This window comes from Vibrio echinoideorum (genome assembly GCF_024347455.1).
In the GTDB taxonomy this organism is placed as follows: domain Bacteria; phylum Pseudomonadota; class Gammaproteobacteria; order Enterobacterales; family Vibrionaceae; genus Vibrio; species Vibrio echinoideorum.
The window spans coordinates 1102756-1119488 of the sequence record NZ_AP025483.1 but is presented as its reverse complement, the minus strand read 5'-3'; the positions used below and the strand labels follow the sequence as shown (position 1 = coordinate 1119488).

Genomic DNA, 16733 nt, shown 5'->3' with positions numbered 1-16733 from the left:
CAAAACACGTCTTGGATCACATGTCAAATTTAGAAATGCAATGCTTTACACAGCCGTAATTAATTGAAAAATATAGATTTTTAAATCATAGCTTATTATTTTACTGGGTGAATAAAATAGGTGGTAATGTTATTTTTAGTAACAAAATTACAAATGTTGTAAATCACACTCTCAAGTTCAACATAATTAGTAAACATTAAAATAAAATGCATTTTTAGTGATCAAAAACACAAAAAGGGAGCTTTCGCTCCCTTTTACTGGCTAACTTAGATTTTCATCGCAAAAAAAGTTTTTGGTAATTTTTGGTTGTTTGTTCAGCAACCTCTTTCATTGACAGTCCTTTCAGCTGGGCAATATAGGCGGCAACTTCCACTACATAGGCTGGTTGGTTCTGTTTACCACGATAGGGAATCGGAGCAAGGTATGGGGAATCTGTCTCGATAAGTAAGCGATCTAGTGGCAAGTTTTTTACTACTTCTTTCAGTTCTGTGGCTTGCTTAAACGTCACAATACCCGAAATTGAAATGTAGAAACCTAATTCCATTGCAGCTTCAGCGAATGCTTGATCTTCAGTAAAGCAGTGAATCACACCACCACACTTGTCAGCACCGCCATCACGCAAAATCGATAGCGTATCTTCACGTGCATTACGTGTATGAATGATCAAAGGCTTATTAAGCTCAACGGCTAACTCTACATGTTGCTTAAATCGCAGCTGTTGTAACTCAGCCGTCTCAGGTTGATAGTGATAATCAAGGCCAGTTTCACCAATTGCTACGACCTTAGAATTGCTCGCATACTCACGCATTCTTTCTAGACAGAAGTCACTGTCTACATCGAGAGGATGGACGCCACAAGAAGCTTTGACGTTATCAAACGGAGAGATCATCTCGAGCATGTTTTCAAACGAATCTAATGTCACACCAACAGAAAGCAGTTGGTTAACATTGGCTGCTTTCGCCTTGTTAACGACATCTTCTACACTTGTGTGTAAATCTTGGTAATCCAATTTGTCTAAATGACAGTGAGAATCTACGAACATGTTTCCTCGCAAGTGGCAATCAGCCAATTCATTATGAGTAGCTCCGTATTGAGCCCAGGGTGTTGCTTTAACTGCTCAATCAATATCAACAGTTTATTCGATGCTGAGTAAGCACTTTGGTAAGACATCACCTCTAACAACGCTTTCGCGCTCGGTGTGATAGCTTGATTTTCTAAAGCAAAATGGAGTCTCTGTACATCAGAGAGTAGATGCCACAGCCAGCCAAGTTGAATTAAAGGGTCTTTGCTCAGCTCTGTCGAAAATTTCAACATATCAGGTTGAGTCCCCTTAATGATATTAACAAAACCATCGAGCACTTTGGTCGATGTTTCAACACCACCTTGTTCAAACATCGCTTTGGCTTTTAAAGGCGCGTTATCATTGAGAGCTAAAATATACTGCGGTACCGCTTTACCCACTTCCCTATCTAACCATGTTGAACCGGCTTCTAACTGCGGGCTTACCACATTAAATTGCTGACAACGACTAAGGATAGTTGGCATTAAACGGTGACTGTTACGCGTCGAAAGAATGAAAATACAGTTACTCGAAGGTTCTTCTAATGTTTTCAAAAGTGCATTCGATGCCGATTCGTTCATTGCTTCAGCAGGATCAAGCAAGATGATACGTAAACCACCTAACTGTGATGACTGTTGAGCCCACTGGTTGCTAGCACGCACTTGGTCTACGGTTATCGATTTACCTTCTTTCTCTGGAGAGAGCACGTGAAAATCGGGGTGACTTCCCGACTTCATCAGTTCGCAGCTGTGACAAAAACCACAAGACTCACTTTCATAGTTGGTACACATTAATGCTGCTGTTAGTTGGCTAATCAGCGCATTAACGCCTAACCCTTCCGGCGCATTAACAATCACAGAATTAGGAAAACGCTCAGCATCGAGACTTTTTTTCCACTCACTCCATACCGGTGTGAGCCAAGAGTACACTTCCGCCATGATCACCTACTGTTTGTCGAGCCAAGTACCAAGCGCTTGCTTAATATCAGCAGCCACTTGTTCGATCTCTTGTTGTGCATTAACCACAAGAACCGTATCGTCTTGTGTTGCAATTTCAAGGTAGCGCTCACGCGTGCGATCGAAAAATGAGATATCCATCTTTTCAATTCGATCAAGCTCACCACGTCCTCTAGCACGTTCTAGTCCAACTCTAGGGTCTAGGTCCAAGTATAGAGTTAGATCAGGCTTAAAGCCGCCTAGCGTGGTTTCTTTCAGTGATTCCATAGTAGAGCGTGCGATCTGGCGACCACCACCTTGATAAGCTTGAGATGACATATCGTGTCGATCACCCAATACCCACTTACCATTGCTTAATGCAGGCTTGATTACGTTTTCGACCAATTGAACGCGTGCTGCGTACATCAACAACAGCTCAGTCATATCTTGAAGCTTTTCGCCTTCATGTTCTTCTTTAACCAACGAACGCATCTTTTCTGCCAAGACAGTGCCACCCGGTTCACGAGTATTGACGATGTCTTCAACACCAGAAGCTTTCAATGTCTCAACGATGGCATTGATTGCTGTGCTTTTTCCAGCACCTTCAAGTCCTTCGACCACGATAAATTTCGACTGATTCATAATTTGTTCTTTATTTGTTTTTTCTTAATTGTCTTAAATAAGCTCGAACTGCACGGTTGTGTTCAGTCAAACTCTTTGAAAATACGTGACCACCGGTTCCACTCGCAACAAAATACAGGTAGTTGCTCTTCTCTGGATTCAGTGCCGCGTTAATCGATGCTTTACCCGCCATTGCAATAGGTGTCGGTGGTAAGCCACTCATGGTGTATGTGTTGTACGGCGTTGGAGTACGTAAATCTTTCTTACGAATGTTGCCTTTATAGCTGTCACCCATGCCGTAGATAACTGTAGGATCCGTTTGTAGACGCATACGTTTGTTTAAGCGGTTAACGAACACAGACGAAACACGCTCGCGTTCCGAAGCTACTGCGGTCTCTTTTTCGATGATAGACGCAAGAATCAACGCTTCGTATGGTGATTTAAGCGGCAGTTTATCGGCTCTATTTTCCCACTCATCATTCACCACGTTCATTAGATCTCGGTGGGCGCGTTTCAACAAATCTAAATCCGTTGTGCCATAGGTATAGTGGTACGTTTCCGCTAAGAAAAGACCTTCTAGCTTTTCATTTTCAATACCCAACTTTTCAGCGATCTCTTGTTCAGAGACACCATCCAACGTCTGCTGGATGAATTCGCTTTCTTGTAGCTGAACAAGCCATTCGTCAAAACGACTGCCTTCTACAAACGTAATAGTAAATTGGTGCTCTTTTCCTTCGACAAGTACTTGCAACGCCTGTTCTAGCGTTAAACCCGGTTCGAGCAAGAACGTGCCTGCTTTTACGTCAACAAGCTCAGGATGTAACTTACGGATTAATTTCTCGTAAGGTGAAGCCTTGAATAACCCATCATCAATCAATTGCGCTAGAACACGATTGAAGCTACTGCCTGAAGCAACAGTGACGACCTGTGGCTTTTCTAATTGAATGACTTGTTTCAAGTTATCTTGAGCTTGGTTGTAAACATAGAACCCAGCAGCAGTGGTTGCGATTAGGCACAAGATAATAAAAATAAATAACTTTTTGATCACGAGTTTAGTTGTCCTTGAAGACTACGAGTAACGGTTCCAATATCGAATTGGGTATCACTAATACGGGTAACGGGGGCAACCCCTACAATGGAGTTGGTCATGAAAACTTCATCAGCTTGCATGAGTTGAGATAAGCAATAGTCACTAATTGTAACGGAAAGTTCAGTTTGATTCAGCGCGGTTAACACTTGCTTACGCATAACCCCGGCTACGCCACTTTGCGTCAGTTGAGGCGTGTGAACAGTCTGACCTTTGCGCCAAAAAAGATTAGCCATGGTGGTTTCAATTACATTACCCGAGATATCAAGAACCACGCCATCGACCTCACCAGCTTGATCCATTTCATCTTTCATCAAGATTTGCTCAAGGCGATTATTGTGCTTATGGCCAGCAAGTAAAGGGTTGAGTCCTAGAGCTTGACTACAAAGACCGAGTTCAACACCAAAATCTTGCCACACTAGGTAATGGTTAGGGTAATCAAACGTACTAACGGTTATCGTCGGCTTAGTAATATTCTTCGTACTGTAGCCACGTCCACCTGCCCCGCGGCTAATGTGCAGTTTGATCCCTGCTTTTACACCATGAAGCTTGTTTGTATCATGAAGCTTATTTGTACCATGAAGATTCTTTGGACCATAAAGGTCGTTATCTTGGATATGTTGAAGTGCGTTATCAAGCCAAAGATTAACCACATCCCAATCAAGAGCAGGAATACGTAACGCTTTAAGGCATTCATCGATACGATGTTGATGATCGTCAAAATGCGGAATCTGACTATCTCGGACAAGCATTGTCGTAAAACAGCCATCTCCGTACTGAAACGAACGATCCAAGATATCGATAGTTTGCTGGCTTTCTCCGTCAACCCAAAACATGTTTTTCTCCATAAAAAGAAACGGCTCAATGCTAAAGCATCAAGCCGTTTAAAAACAAGTCTAATTGTGACTATCTACGAGTGTTTATGTCTTTAATAAGATGATTAAATCTTTTTGAAGATCAAACAACCGTTTGTACCACCGAAACCGAATGAGTTACATGCAGCATATTCCATGTTGCTAACTTCACGCGCAGTATGAGGTACTAAGTCAATATCTAAGCCTTCTTCAGGATCATCTAGGTTGATTGTTGGTGGAACAATTTGGTCAACCAGAGACATAGCAGTGATAATAGCTTCAGCAGAACCTGCAGCACCTAAAAGGTGTCCAGTCATAGATTTCGTAGAAGAAACCAATACCTGCTTACAGCCTGCTTCGCCAAGAGCACGTTTGATGCCCTTCACTTCCGCTACGTCACCTGCAGGAGTCGATGTACCGTGTGCATTAACATAACCGATTTGTTCACCAGTAATGCCAGCATCACGCATCGCAGCTTCCATAGCTAGTGCGCCACCTGAGCCATCTTCACTTGGAGATGTCATATGGTAAGCATCACCTGACATACCGAAGCCAACTAACTCACAGTAAATCTTAGCGCCACGAGCTTTCGCATGTTCGTACTCTTCTAGAACCATCATGCCTGCACCGTCACCAAGAACGAAGCCGTCACGGCCTTTGTCCCATGGACGAGAAGCTTTTTGAGGCTCATCGTTTCGAGTAGATAATGCTTTAGCTGCACCAAAACCGCCCATACCTAGAGGTGTAGATGCTTTTTCAGCACCACCCGCTAGCATTGCATCAGCATCGCCGTAAGCAATCATACGAGCCGCATGGCCAATGTTATGTAGACCAGTCGTACATGCCGTAGAAATCGCGATGTTTGGACCACGTAGACCACGCATGATAGACAAATGACCCGAAATCATATTCACGATCGTCGACGGTACGAAGAACGGACTGATCTTACGAGGGCCTTTTTCAGTTAGAGCCTTGTGACCGGCTTCGATCAAACCAAGACCACCAATACCAGAACCGATAGCAACGCCTACACGTGGAGCGTTTTCTTCAGTAATAGTTAGGGCTGAATCATCTAAAGCTTGAATACCTGCTGCGACGCCGTATTGGATGAACAAGTCCATCTTACGAGCATCTTTTTTAGTCATATACTCTTCGCAGTTAAAGTCTTTAACTAGACCTGCAAAACGAGTTGAGAAATTGGTTGCATCAAAATGATCGATATTAACGATACCACTTTGACCAGCTAGCAGGGCTTTCCAAGAAGATTCTACAGTGTTGCCTACCGGCGACAACATACCCATGCCAGTGACAACTACACGACGCTTGGACACGATATTACACTCCGGGGATTGAGGTGATTTAAGATGAGGATAGATGAGTTAGATAAAACACAGGCGGTCGAGGTGACCGCCTGGGAGAGATTATTACTGAGCGCTAGTTACGTAATCGATAGCAGCTTGAACAGTAGTAATTTTCTCAGCTTCGTCATCTGGGATCTCAGTGTCGAATTCTTCTTCTAGAGCCATTACTAGCTCAACTGTGTCTAGAGAATCTGCACCTAGGTCATCAACGAAAGAAGCTTCGTTTTTAACTTCAGCTTCGTCTACACCTAGCTGTTCAACAATGATTTTCTTTACGCGTTCTTCGAGGTTGCTCATTTTTTCTTTTCCTTTACAGAGTTCGCTTTATGCGATGTTTTCCGTAGTTTATTCAATCTATTGAAAGTTGCAAGGTCAACTTTTCTGGTCAAACCACAATTTTCACGATTTTAACCGAAATTACGTATGATCTTGACTTAAATCATGCACAAATGTTGCACATAATTTACACCATGTACATACCGCCATTGACGTGAAGTGTTTCACCTGTGATATAAGCTGCCGCAGGTGACGCCAAAAATACCACAGCTTCAGCGATTTCGCGAGGGTCACCTAGTCGACCTGCCGGTACATTCGCCAAAGTTGCTGCACGTTGGTCATCATTTAGCGCTTTAGTCATGTCTGTTTCGATGAAACCAGGCGCTACAGTGTTCACTGTAATGCCACGAGACGCAACTTCACGAGCCATTGATTTAGTAAAACCAATTACGCCAGCTTTTGCAGCTGCGTAGTTAGCTTGACCAGCGTTACCCATAGTACCAACTACAGAACCAACGTTAACGATACGGCCTTGACGTTTCTTCATCATGCCACGCAATACAGCTTTAGACATGCGGAAGATAGGCGTTAGGTTAGTATCAATGATGTCATTCCATTCGTCGTCTTTCATACGCATAAGTAGGTTATCACGAGTGATACCTGCGTTGTTAACTAGAATGTCAATCGCACCAAATTCATCGTTGATGGTTTTCAGTGTAGCAGCAATTGAGTCTACGTCAGTTACATTAAGAGCAAGACCTTTACCGTTCTCGCCAAGATACTCACTGATTGCAGCAGCGCCGCCTTCAGAAGTAGCTGTACCGATAACTTTAGCACCACGCTCAACTAATAGTTCAGCGATTGCACGACCGATACCACGGCTTGCGCCTGTAACTAGTGCAACTTTGCCTTCTAAATTCATCATAACTTCTCTATTAAGTGTTTATTTACTTAGCAGCTTCTAGTGATGCAGTGTCATTAACCGCAGCAGCTGTCATAGTTTTTACGATTCGCTTCGTTAGGCCAGTAAGAACTTTACCAGGGCCTAATTCAAGTAGCTTTTCAACGCCTTGCTCGTTCATTGCTTGTACACCTTCAGTCCAACGAACTGGGCTGTAAAGCTGACGAACAAGTGCGCTTTTAATTTTTGCTGGGTCTGTTTCAGCAATAACATCAACGTTATTGATAACAGGCAGTGCTGGCGTATTGAACTCTAGAGCTTCAAGAGCAATCGCTAGCTTGTCTGCTGCAGGCTTCATAAGTGCACAGTGAGATGGCACGGAAACCGGTAAAGGAAGTGCACGCTTTGCGCCTGCTTCTTTACAAAGTGCACCAGCACGCTCGACTGCCGCTTTATTACCCGCGATAACAACTTGACCAGGCGAGTTGAAGTTAACTGGAGACACAACTTCATCTTGCGCCGCTTCTTCACACGCTTTCGCAATCGCTTCATCATCTAGACCGATGATTGCGTACATTGCACCAACGCCCGCAGGAACTGCTTCTTGCATCAGTTGGCCACGTAGCTCAACCAGCTTGATCGCTTCTTTAAAGTCGATAACACCGGCACACACTAGCGCAGAGTATTCGCCTAGGCTGTGGCCTGCTAGGTTTACAGGCTGTTCTAGACCAAGCTCTTGCCATACACGCCAAATTGCAACAGACGCTGTTAGTAGAGCCGGTTGAGTGCGGAAAGTTTCATTTAGATTTTCTACTGGACCATCTTGAACCAATGCCCATAGATCGTAACCAAGTGCTTCTGAAGCTTCAGCAAATGTCTGTTTAACAACATCATACTGTTCGCCTAGGTCAGCAAGCATACCGATAGCTTGAGAACCTTGGCCCGGGAATACGATAGCAAATTTGCTCATTGTAATTTTCCTTTAAGCAAAGCAAAAAATTGAATAAGGCACATAAGTTATGTGCCTTGTTTGTTGATTATCGCTTGAGGTTAGAATTTAACTAACGCAGAACCCCAAGTGAAGCCGCCACCAAAGGCTTCCAGTAGAAGCGTTTGGCCACGTTTAATTCGCCCGTCACGAACAGCCTCATCGAGTGCCGTTGGTACGGTAGCTGCAGACGTATTGCCGTGCTTATCAAGGGTAATCACCACTTGATCAAGCGACATTGTCAGCTTTTTAGCCGTTGCAGAGATAATACGGTAGTTGGCTTGGTGTGGAACTAACCAATCAAGCTCTGACTTATCCATGTTATTCGCCGCTAATGTGTCTTTAACTAGCTTAGAAAGCTGAGTTACCGCCACTTTAAAGACTTCATTACCCGCCATGTGCAGCCATTTGTCCGCATCACCGCCACGCTCTGGCACTTCTAAGCTTAGAAGCTCACCGTATTTACCGTCAGAGTAAATATGAGTAGACAAAATACCTGGCTCTTCGCTTGCGCCTACAACCACCGCGCCTGCTGCATCACCAAACAGGATGATAGTAGAGCGGTCAGTCGGATCACAGGTTTTTGACAGTGCATCAGCACCAATAACCAAAACGTTTTTACACATACCAGTCTTGATATGTTGATCAGCAACAGACAATGCGTAAACAAAGCCAGAACACGCTGCGGCCAAATCAAACGCAGGGCAGCCTTTGATACCAAGCTTACCTTGGACCTGACATGCCGAAGACGGGAATGTATGGCTACTGCTGGTTGTCGCAACGATGATTAAATCAATATCTTCTTTGTCGATTCCTGCCATTTCAATGGCATTCTCAGCAGCGTAAAACGCCATATCAGCAACGGTTTCGTTTTCCGCTGAAATACGACGCTCTTTAATACCAGTTCTAGCAACAATCCACTCATCGCTAGTCTCTACCATTTTCTCTAAATCTGCGTTAGTACGCACCTGAGATGGCAAGTAGCTGCCAGTACCTAAAATTTTGCTATACATGAAGACTAATAATGCCTCTCGAGTAAAACCGCTTCCAAACGATCGCTAATGCGGCTGGGGACTTGTCGTTTGACCTCGTGTACTGCTTCACCAATCGCGTTGACGACTGCAGACACATCAGCACTTCCATGACTTTTAATGACAATGCCGCGCAATCCTAACAAACTTGCGCCGTTATACTGGTCGGGGTTCAAGGTTTTTAATTCAGTAAATAGCTCAGAAAACAACATTCTGGCAATCCAACCCTTTATTGTTGAAGCCATCATGCGCGTTTTTAGCTTATCAATAAAGAGCTGAGCTGTACCTTCGCACGTTTTTAAGCAGACATTGCCCACAAAACCATCACACACGACGACATCAGCTGCATCTTGAAGTAATTGATTACCTTCAATATAGCCTATAAAGTTAACAGACTGAGTATTAGACAACATTTCAGCACATCGTTTAACAAGATCGTTGCCTTTAATTTCTTCCGCCCCGATATTCAAAATAGCGACACGGGGAGCACGACCTAAATGTTGTTCTGCTAATGCACTGCCCATCACGGCAAACTGAAAGAGTGAATCCGCATCACTAGAAACGTTCGCCCCTAAATCAAGCATCCATGTACGGTTACCTGACGCAGTAGGCAAAGCTGAAACCAATGCAGGTCTATCAATACCAGGAAGAAGTTTGAGTCTGAAACGAGATAAAGCCATCAGTGCGCCAGTGTTACCACCACTCACACAAGCATCAGCCTGTGATTCGGCAACCAGATCGATAGCGACACGCATAGAGCTACCCTGACTATTACGTAAGGCTAGTGAAGGTTTTTCAGAATTGGAAATAACTCGGTCACAATGCTGGATACTCAAACGAGAATCAGGCATTCGGCCTAATGAAGATAATTGAGATGTGATCGCATTTCGATCACCTATGAGAATGACTTTTAGCTCTGGGAAATACGACAGTGCCTGCACGGCGGCAGGCACTGTTACACGAGGACCGAAGTCCCCGCCCATTGCATCAAGCGCAACGGTTAGATTTTGCAAAGGTCAACCTTACTTGTTGATAACCTTTTTGCCGCGGTAGAAACCTTCGGCAGTCACGTTGTGACGTAGGTGAGTTTCACCTGAAGTTGCGTCTACAGAAAGTGCAGCTGTAGTTAGTGCATCGTGTGAACGACGCATGCCACGCATTGAACGTGATTTCTTGCTCTTTTGTACGGCCATTGACCCTACTCCTATGTAAATTCTTAAAGATACTTAATAATAAGTTACTTCTTTAAGTTTTTTAAAACATCAAATGGATTCGGCTTTTTATCTTCCTCAATTTCTTTAGGAAGTTCACCAAACACCAAGTTATTTGAGTTAACGCTACATTTCGCATCGTCGTGCATTGCTATTTGAGGCAATCCAAGGATGAACTCGTCTTCAACTAATTGAATCAGGTCTAACTCACCGTACTCGTTCAGATCTACCAAATCGTACTCTTCCGGTGCTTCCTCTTCACTTTTCTCACTGTAAACAGGAGTATAAGTAAATTGGACATCGCACTCATGTGCGAAAACCTCATTACAACGTTGACACTCTAAATCGACTTCGACGTTAGCTTTACCAGAGATAACGACTAATCGTTGTTCATCAAGCTCAAATGACATTGAGACTTGCGCGTCACGTTTTACGCCTTCAGTTGTTTCGGTTAAACGCTTTAAAAGACTTATTTGAATGATACCATCCATACTAAGTCGTTTTTGAGCCGTTCTTGCCGGATCAACTGTACGCGGTATTTTTTCCTTTTGCATAGGGCGCGAATCTTATCTTCCAAATCATGTTTAGTCAAAGGAAATGGCAAAAAAAATGTACTTTCCTACCTTTCCTATTCAGAGCATTATGAATAGCAGGACAAGTTACGTTATCCTGAGATAAATGCTTCCGTGAATTGTAAATTAAAATGAGAAATTACCAACTAGTTTTAGCCTCTACATCACCATTTAGGCAAGAGATCCTCAAAAAGCTACACTTAGACTTCGTCACAGCCAAGCCTGACTGCGATGAAACACCACTTCCAGAAGAGACACCTCAGCAGTTAGTGATGCGCTTGGCAGAAACTAAAGCTAAATCTTGTCTAGTCGATCAACCAAGCTTAGTGATTGGTTCTGATCAGGTTTGTGTCATTGACGGAGAAGTCATTGGTAAGCCGCATACTCGTGAAAAAGCCATCGAGCAGTTGTCTCGCCAGAGCGGTAAGAGCATCACTTTCTATACAGGAGTAACCGTATGGAACAGCGAAGATAATAAAGCCGACACCCGTTTAGATACCTTCGTTGTCCACTTCCGTGATCTAACAGAGCAAAAAATTATTTCCTATGTAGAGAAAGAACAGCCGTATCACTGCGCAGGTAGCTTCAAATGTGAAGGTTTAGGCATTGCTCTGTTCAAGCAAATGGAAGGCAAAGACCCAAATACGCTGATCGGCTTACCTCTGATCGTTCTGGTCGATATGTTAGAAGCGCAAGGAATGAGCGTACTATAACGGATACTCTCTCTTTGTTAGAGATTCCCTACTCCTTCCTTCGTCAGTCTAGGGAATGACGAAGATAGCTACATTGTCCATCAGCTCATGATGTAGAACCTGACTTTAAAAAGTCGTCATCCTCAAGAGCTAGGAACGAGCGAGTTGGGGATCTTCTACAACAGATGAAAACAAAAAAGGTTGACGATATTCGTCAACCTTTATCATTTGCGGATAACTGATACTGAATCCTGAAAGAGTTATCTCTTTCGTATCTCGTATCTCGTATCTCGTATCTTCTTAAAGTTAGAGCTTACGTAAGCCAGTCAGTGCTTTTTCTAATCTTGCTTCCATTGGCGCTGAGATATCCATATTCTCTTCACTACCCGGATGAGTAAACTTGATGTTTGCCGCGTGTAAGAACAAACGATCAAGACCAATCTTACTAGTGTAAGCATCGAATCGACGATCACCATAGCGATCATCCCATGCAATTGGATGACCAGTGTATTGTGCGTGCACACGAATTTGATGCGTACGACCAGTAATCGGGCTCGCTTGAACCAAAGTCGCATCTTGGAACCTTTCTAAAACCTTAAAACGAGTTTCAGAAGCTTTACCGTTCGGGTTTACGCGAACAATACTATTTACTTCATTTTTCAATAAAGGTGCATTGACCACTTTACAGCTGTTTTTCCATTCGCCCATTACTAAAGCGAAGTAATATTTTTGAACCGTTTTTTCACGGAACTGTGCTTGAAGATGTCTTAGCGCTGAACGCTTCTTAGCTACAAGCAAAATGCCAGACGTATCTCTATCAATACGGTGCACTAACTCAAGAAAACGAGCGTCAGGACGAAGTGCACGTAGCGCTTCGATTGCACCAAACTTAAGCCCACTACCGCCGTGAACGGCAGTACCCGACGGCTTATTAAGAATTAACATATGATCATCTTCATGAATGATACATTGTTCTAATTCCGAGACCTTGTTGAGTTTCGTGCTTGGCACGTTCTCTTCTGTTTTCTCTTCAATCGTTACTGGCGGAATACGAACTAAGTCACCTGCTTTTAGTTTGTATTCAGCCTTGATGCGTTTTTTGTTTACGCGGACTTCGCCTTTACGCACGATTCGATAAATCATGCTTTTCGGGATGGTTTTTAATTGGTTGCGTAAGAAGTTATCAATACGCTGACCAGCCATATCTTCGTCGATGTCGACAAACTGGACTTGGGTTCTAATTTCGCTCATGCAGCTATTGTATCACTGTCACTTTTGATAATTGACTTTTTCTTGGCACTATTCCGCACTAATTTATCCTTAATACTCTCGAATCCATCACTAAATCATATTCAAAACCCTATATTTCTTTGATTCTTCGAACAAAAAAGCATCAAGATTCCTGCAAATTAAAATATCAATTGATAAATTATTTATAGACAGTGAGTTAGAGCTATCAAAACCCAAACAAAAACTGTTTTTTTTACAGCATTCCGACAAAGCAGATTGCTGTGTTTACCGACCGCTGCTATAGTTCAGAGCTGCTATTAGTGGTTTGACTATTATTTATACAGCCAACCATTCATAAGCAAGTAAATGAGTAGATAACTCAGATTAGACAGTGCTGCAATCGGCGTAAGACACGGTCAACTGAGTTCCTTATCGCTCTACTCACGTACCTCATGTTGAGTATTCACCGCCACATCGCGGATCATAGGCCAACTCCCTATGATGACTGACGTGCCCCAGAGCATCCCTCTCCAGCCGGGAGGCTGCACCGATAAAGCCATGGGATCTGGCACCATGAGAAACGAAATAAAGCGATAAGAACAATGATGAAAATAAGAAAAGACAATGAGAATTTCTAAATGAAAAGAATGTTAATTAACGCAACTCAAAAAGAAGAGTTGCGTGTCGCTTTGGTTGATGGCCAGCGACTGTTCGATCTTGATATCGAAAGTCCAGGTCACGAATCAAAGAAAGCGAATATCTACAAAGGACGTATTACACGTATTGAACCAAGCCTAGAAGCGGCATTTGTTGATTACGGTGCAGAACGTCACGGTTTCCTCCCTCTTAAAGAAATTGCCCGCGAATACTTCCCTGAAGGTTATACATACCAAGGCCGTCCTAGCATTAAAGAAGTGCTAAGAGAAGGACAAGAAGTAATCGTACAAGTAGAGAAAGAAGAACGTGGTAGCAAAGGTGCTGCACTGACAACTTTCATCTCTTTGGCTGGTAGTTACTTAGTTCTTATGCCTAATAACCCTCGAGCTGGCGGTATTTCTCGTCGAATCGAAGGTGATGAACGCACTCAACTGAAAGCAGCATTAAGCACTCTTGAGCTTCCTCAAGGTATGGGCTTAATCGTGCGTACAGCGGGTGTTGGCAAAAGTGCAGAAGAGCTAGAGTGGGACTTGAATGTTCTATTGAATCACTGGGGCGCTATCAAGCAAGCTTCTGATTCAAATGCAGCGCCTTTCCTCATTCACCAAGAAAGTAACGTTATCGTTCGTGCGATTCGTGACTATCTACGTCGTGATATTGGCGAGATTCTAATCGACAGCAACACTATTTTTGAACGTGCACAAGCGCACATTCAATTAATACGCCCAGATTTCATGAATCGCGTTAAGAAATACGATGGTGAAGTGCCACTATTCAGCCATTACCAAATTGAAAGCCAGATCGAATCAGCTTTCCAACGTGAAGTTCGTCTTCCGTCTGGTGGTTCTATCGTGATCGACCCAACAGAAGCTCTAACTTCTATCGATATCAACTCTGCTCGTGCAACAAAAGGCAGCGATATTGAAGAAACAGCGCTAAACACTAACCTAGAAGCAGCCGATGAAATTGCACGCCAATTACGTCTACGTGACCTAGGTGGTCTTGTTGTTATCGACTTTATCGATATGACGCCGGTTCGCCACCAACGTGAAGTAGAAAGCCGTCTACGTGATGCCGTTCGTTTAGATCGTGCACGTGTTCAGATTGGTCGCATTTCTCGCTTTGGTCTTCTAGAGATGTCTCGTCAACGTTTGAGCCCATCACTAGCAGAAGCAAGCCACCACATTTGCCCTCGTTGTACAGGTACTGGTGTTGTTCGTGATAACGAATCTCTAGCACTTTCTGTTCTACGTTTGATTGAAGAAGAAGCTCTAAAAGACAACACAGCACAAGTACTTGCTGTTGTGCCTGTTCCAATCGCCTCTTACCTTCTGAACGAAAAACGTCGCTCAGTAAACCACATCGAGAAGAACCAAGAAGTTAAGATCACTGTTGTTCCTAACTCTGACATGGAAACGCCACACTTTGAGGTTATCCGTGTTCGTGAAGGTGAAGAGTTCGATCTACTCTCTTACTTGCTGCCTACCAAGCTAGAAGCTTTAAAAGAAGCAGAAAGCAAAGAACCAGCAGAACAGACTATTCGTCCTAAGAAGATCGAAGAGCCTGCTCTGAAAGGTTTCGCGGCTCCAGCTCAATCAGCACCTACTCCTGCTCCAGCTCCTAAAGCTGTTGAAGAGAAGAAAGTTGAACCAGCTGCAACGCAAGAACCTAGCCTAATTGGTCGTTTCTTCAAAGCTATCGGTAGCTTCCTATTTGGCTCTTCGACTCAAGAAGAGAAACAAGAAGAGAAGCAAGAAGAAGAGAAACCTAAGAACAACCGCAACAACGGTAACCGTCAACGCCGTGACCGTAACGATAATCGCCGTCGTAACCAACGTGGTGAACGTGGCGGTGAACGTGGCGAACAGCGTAATGAACAACGTGGTGAGCGTAGCGACAATCGTAACGAAACCCGTGACAACAAACGCCGTCGTAAACCTGTACGTGATGAGAAACCTGAAGAGCAAAAAGAAACAGCTCCACAGCAAACTCGTCAGCCTCGTAAGCCTAAACAAGATCGTCGCAATAAGCCACGTGATGAGCAGAAGCAACAGGAAGAGCAAGTAGTACCATCGAAATTAGCAGAAGAAGGCCTACAGTTAGCTGCAGAAGCGCAAGCTGATAAGCCAGAAGCGCCGAAGGCTAAGCCTGAAGCTAAAGCTGTTAAGATCAAAGAGCGTCGTCAACGTCGTAAGCTGAACAAACTAGTTCGAGTTAAAGACCAGCAAGCTCAAGCAGAAACAGATACCAACGCAGACAGTTCTTTAAATGAACAGAAAGCGCCATCTGCGACTCAAGAACAAGCAGTAGCTAAAGATCAGTCAGTAGCACAAGAGCAGAAAGTTGCGGAACAAGTAGAAGCAACTCAAGCAAGCTCTGAGCAAACTGAACAGGAAGAGCCGACGAAACAACGTCGTAACCGTCGTTCTCCACGTCATCTACGTGCAAGTGGTCAACGTCGTCGTCGCGGTCGTGACCGTCGCCCTAACCCATTCCGCCTACGTAAAGGTGGTGTAGCTTCTCCTGAGATGGCTATGGGTAAAGTGATGCCTCGCTTCATTCCAAAACCTTACCACAATCAGACAAAACCTGAAGTGGCAGAAGTTCAAGTGGCTGTTGAAACTCAAGTTGCAGTAAATGCACAAGAGCAGAACACAACTCAAGAGACTGCACCGCAAAGCAACGTAGCTATGACCGGTGGCTTTGCATGCCCTGAGCTTGCTATGGGTAAAGTGATTGTCCGTCGTGAAGACGCTGTTGCTGAAGCTCCTGCAGCAATTGAAACACCTGTGGTAGTTGAAACACCTGTAGTAGTTGAAACGCCTGCAGTAGTTGAAACGCCTGCAGTAGTTGAAGCTCCTGCAGCAATTGAAACTCCGAAGGTAGAAACACCTGTAGCAAGCACTCCAGTTGAAACTGTTAAAGCAGAAGAGACCGTTGTTGAAGCACCAGTTGTGGAAACTGAAGCAGTTGAAGTTCCTAAAGCTGAAAGTGTAAAAGTTGAAGAGGCTCCTGTTGTAAAATCAGAAGCTCCTAAAGCAACACCAAAAGCAGTGGTAGCTAAGAAACGTGCGGGCTCACCAATGACTAAAGCTCCTGGTCCTCAAGAGATCAAAGAGATTCAAGTTGTTGCAGCTCCATTCCGTACTGAACGCTTTGTACCGAAAGGTGCAGGTAGCCAAGCAGCGTCTAACAAAGCTGGCGCAGGCATGACTAAGCCTCAATACTAATCGGTTTCTCGGATTAATCCGTAGGTA

Annotated in this window: 16 protein-coding genes; 2 read left to right on the top strand and 14 right to left on the bottom strand. The window is 43.9% G+C overall.

Features of this window, described 5'->3' with window-relative positions; all coding sequences use genetic code 11:
• Nucleotides 1–274: 274 nt before the first annotated feature.
• The 13 genes from OCV36_RS05225 to yceD form a co-directional block, all read right to left on the bottom strand.
• Nucleotides 275–1042, bottom strand: coding sequence for a TatD family hydrolase (locus tag OCV36_RS05225; RefSeq protein ID WP_017076692.1), 768 nt, complete (start codon nucleotides 1040–1042; stop codon nucleotides 275–277).
• Nucleotides 1033–1998 (bottom strand): DNA polymerase III subunit delta', encoded by a 966-nt coding sequence (locus tag OCV36_RS05220; RefSeq protein ID WP_135454535.1) that lies wholly within the window; start codon nucleotides 1996–1998, stop codon nucleotides 1033–1035. The genes OCV36_RS05225 and OCV36_RS05220 overlap by 10 nt, the downstream gene beginning before the upstream one ends.
• Nucleotides 1999–2004: 6 nt before the next feature.
• Nucleotides 2005–2637, bottom strand: coding sequence for a dTMP kinase (tmk, locus tag OCV36_RS05215; RefSeq protein ID WP_135454533.1), 633 nt, complete (start codon nucleotides 2635–2637; stop codon nucleotides 2005–2007).
• 10 nt (nucleotides 2638–2647) lie between these two features.
• A complete protein-coding gene (gene mltG / locus OCV36_RS05210) occupies nucleotides 2648–3664 on the bottom strand; it encodes an endolytic transglycosylase MltG (protein WP_017076689.1) in 1017 nt (338 codons plus the stop codon).
• A complete protein-coding gene (pabC, locus tag OCV36_RS05205) occupies nucleotides 3661–4539 on the bottom strand; it encodes an aminodeoxychorismate lyase (protein ID WP_135454531.1) in 879 nt (292 codons plus the stop codon). The genes mltG and pabC overlap by 4 nt, the downstream gene beginning before the upstream one ends.
• Nucleotides 4540–4643: 104 nt before the next feature.
• Nucleotides 4644–5888 carry a beta-ketoacyl-ACP synthase II gene (gene fabF / locus OCV36_RS05200; RefSeq protein ID WP_017076687.1) on the bottom strand — a complete coding sequence of 415 codons (1245 nt, stop codon included), beginning with the start codon at nucleotides 5886–5888 and terminating at the stop codon, nucleotides 4644–4646.
• Nucleotides 5889–5981: 93 nt separating this feature from the next.
• Nucleotides 5982–6215 carry an acyl carrier protein gene (gene acpP / locus OCV36_RS05195; protein ID WP_012603569.1) on the bottom strand — a complete coding sequence of 78 codons (234 nt, stop codon included), beginning with the start codon at nucleotides 6213–6215 and terminating at the stop codon, nucleotides 5982–5984.
• Nucleotides 6216–6381: 166 nt separating this feature from the next.
• A complete protein-coding gene (fabG, locus tag OCV36_RS05190) occupies nucleotides 6382–7116 on the bottom strand; it encodes a 3-oxoacyl-ACP reductase FabG (protein WP_010437280.1) in 735 nt (244 codons plus the stop codon).
• Nucleotides 7117–7141: 25 nt separating this feature from the next.
• Nucleotides 7142–8065 carry an ACP S-malonyltransferase gene (gene fabD / locus OCV36_RS05185; protein ID WP_135454529.1) on the bottom strand — a complete coding sequence of 308 codons (924 nt, stop codon included), beginning with the start codon at nucleotides 8063–8065 and terminating at the stop codon, nucleotides 7142–7144.
• A gap of 80 nt (nucleotides 8066–8145) precedes the next feature.
• On the bottom strand, nucleotides 8146–9096 hold the full coding sequence (locus OCV36_RS05180) for a beta-ketoacyl-ACP synthase III (protein ID WP_010437276.1): 951 nt from the start codon (nucleotides 9094–9096) through the stop codon (nucleotides 8146–8148).
• A 5-nt stretch (nucleotides 9097–9101) separates the two neighbouring features.
• Nucleotides 9102–10127 carry a phosphate acyltransferase PlsX gene (plsX, locus tag OCV36_RS05175; protein ID WP_017076685.1) on the bottom strand — a complete coding sequence of 342 codons (1026 nt, stop codon included), beginning with the start codon at nucleotides 10125–10127 and terminating at the stop codon, nucleotides 9102–9104.
• 9 nt (nucleotides 10128–10136) lie between these two features.
• Complete coding sequence (gene rpmF, locus OCV36_RS05170; protein WP_004737376.1) at nucleotides 10137–10307, bottom strand: 50S ribosomal protein L32; 171 nt, start codon at nucleotides 10305–10307, stop codon at nucleotides 10137–10139.
• A 44-nt stretch (nucleotides 10308–10351) separates the two neighbouring features.
• Complete coding sequence (gene yceD, locus OCV36_RS05165) at nucleotides 10352–10879, bottom strand: 23S rRNA accumulation protein YceD (RefSeq protein ID WP_135454527.1); 528 nt, start codon at nucleotides 10877–10879, stop codon at nucleotides 10352–10354.
• A gap of 149 nt (nucleotides 10880–11028) precedes the next feature.
• On the opposite strand from yceD, the gene OCV36_RS05160 reads away from it, so the two are divergent.
• Nucleotides 11029–11610, top strand: a complete 582-nt coding sequence (locus OCV36_RS05160; protein WP_135454525.1) for a Maf family protein — start codon at nucleotides 11029–11031, stop codon at nucleotides 11608–11610.
• 285 nt (nucleotides 11611–11895) lie between these two features.
• On the opposite strand, the gene rluC is transcribed toward OCV36_RS05160, so the two are convergent.
• On the bottom strand, nucleotides 11896–12840 hold the full coding sequence (rluC, locus tag OCV36_RS05155) for a 23S rRNA pseudouridine(955/2504/2580) synthase RluC (RefSeq protein WP_135454523.1): 945 nt from the start codon (nucleotides 12838–12840) through the stop codon (nucleotides 11896–11898).
• Between the two features lie 617 nt (nucleotides 12841–13457).
• Here rluC and rne point away from each other — a divergent pair.
• A complete protein-coding gene (gene rne, locus OCV36_RS05150) occupies nucleotides 13458–16706 on the top strand; it encodes a ribonuclease E (RefSeq protein ID WP_135454521.1) in 3249 nt (1082 codons plus the stop codon).
• Nucleotides 16707–16733: the final 27 nt, after the last annotated feature.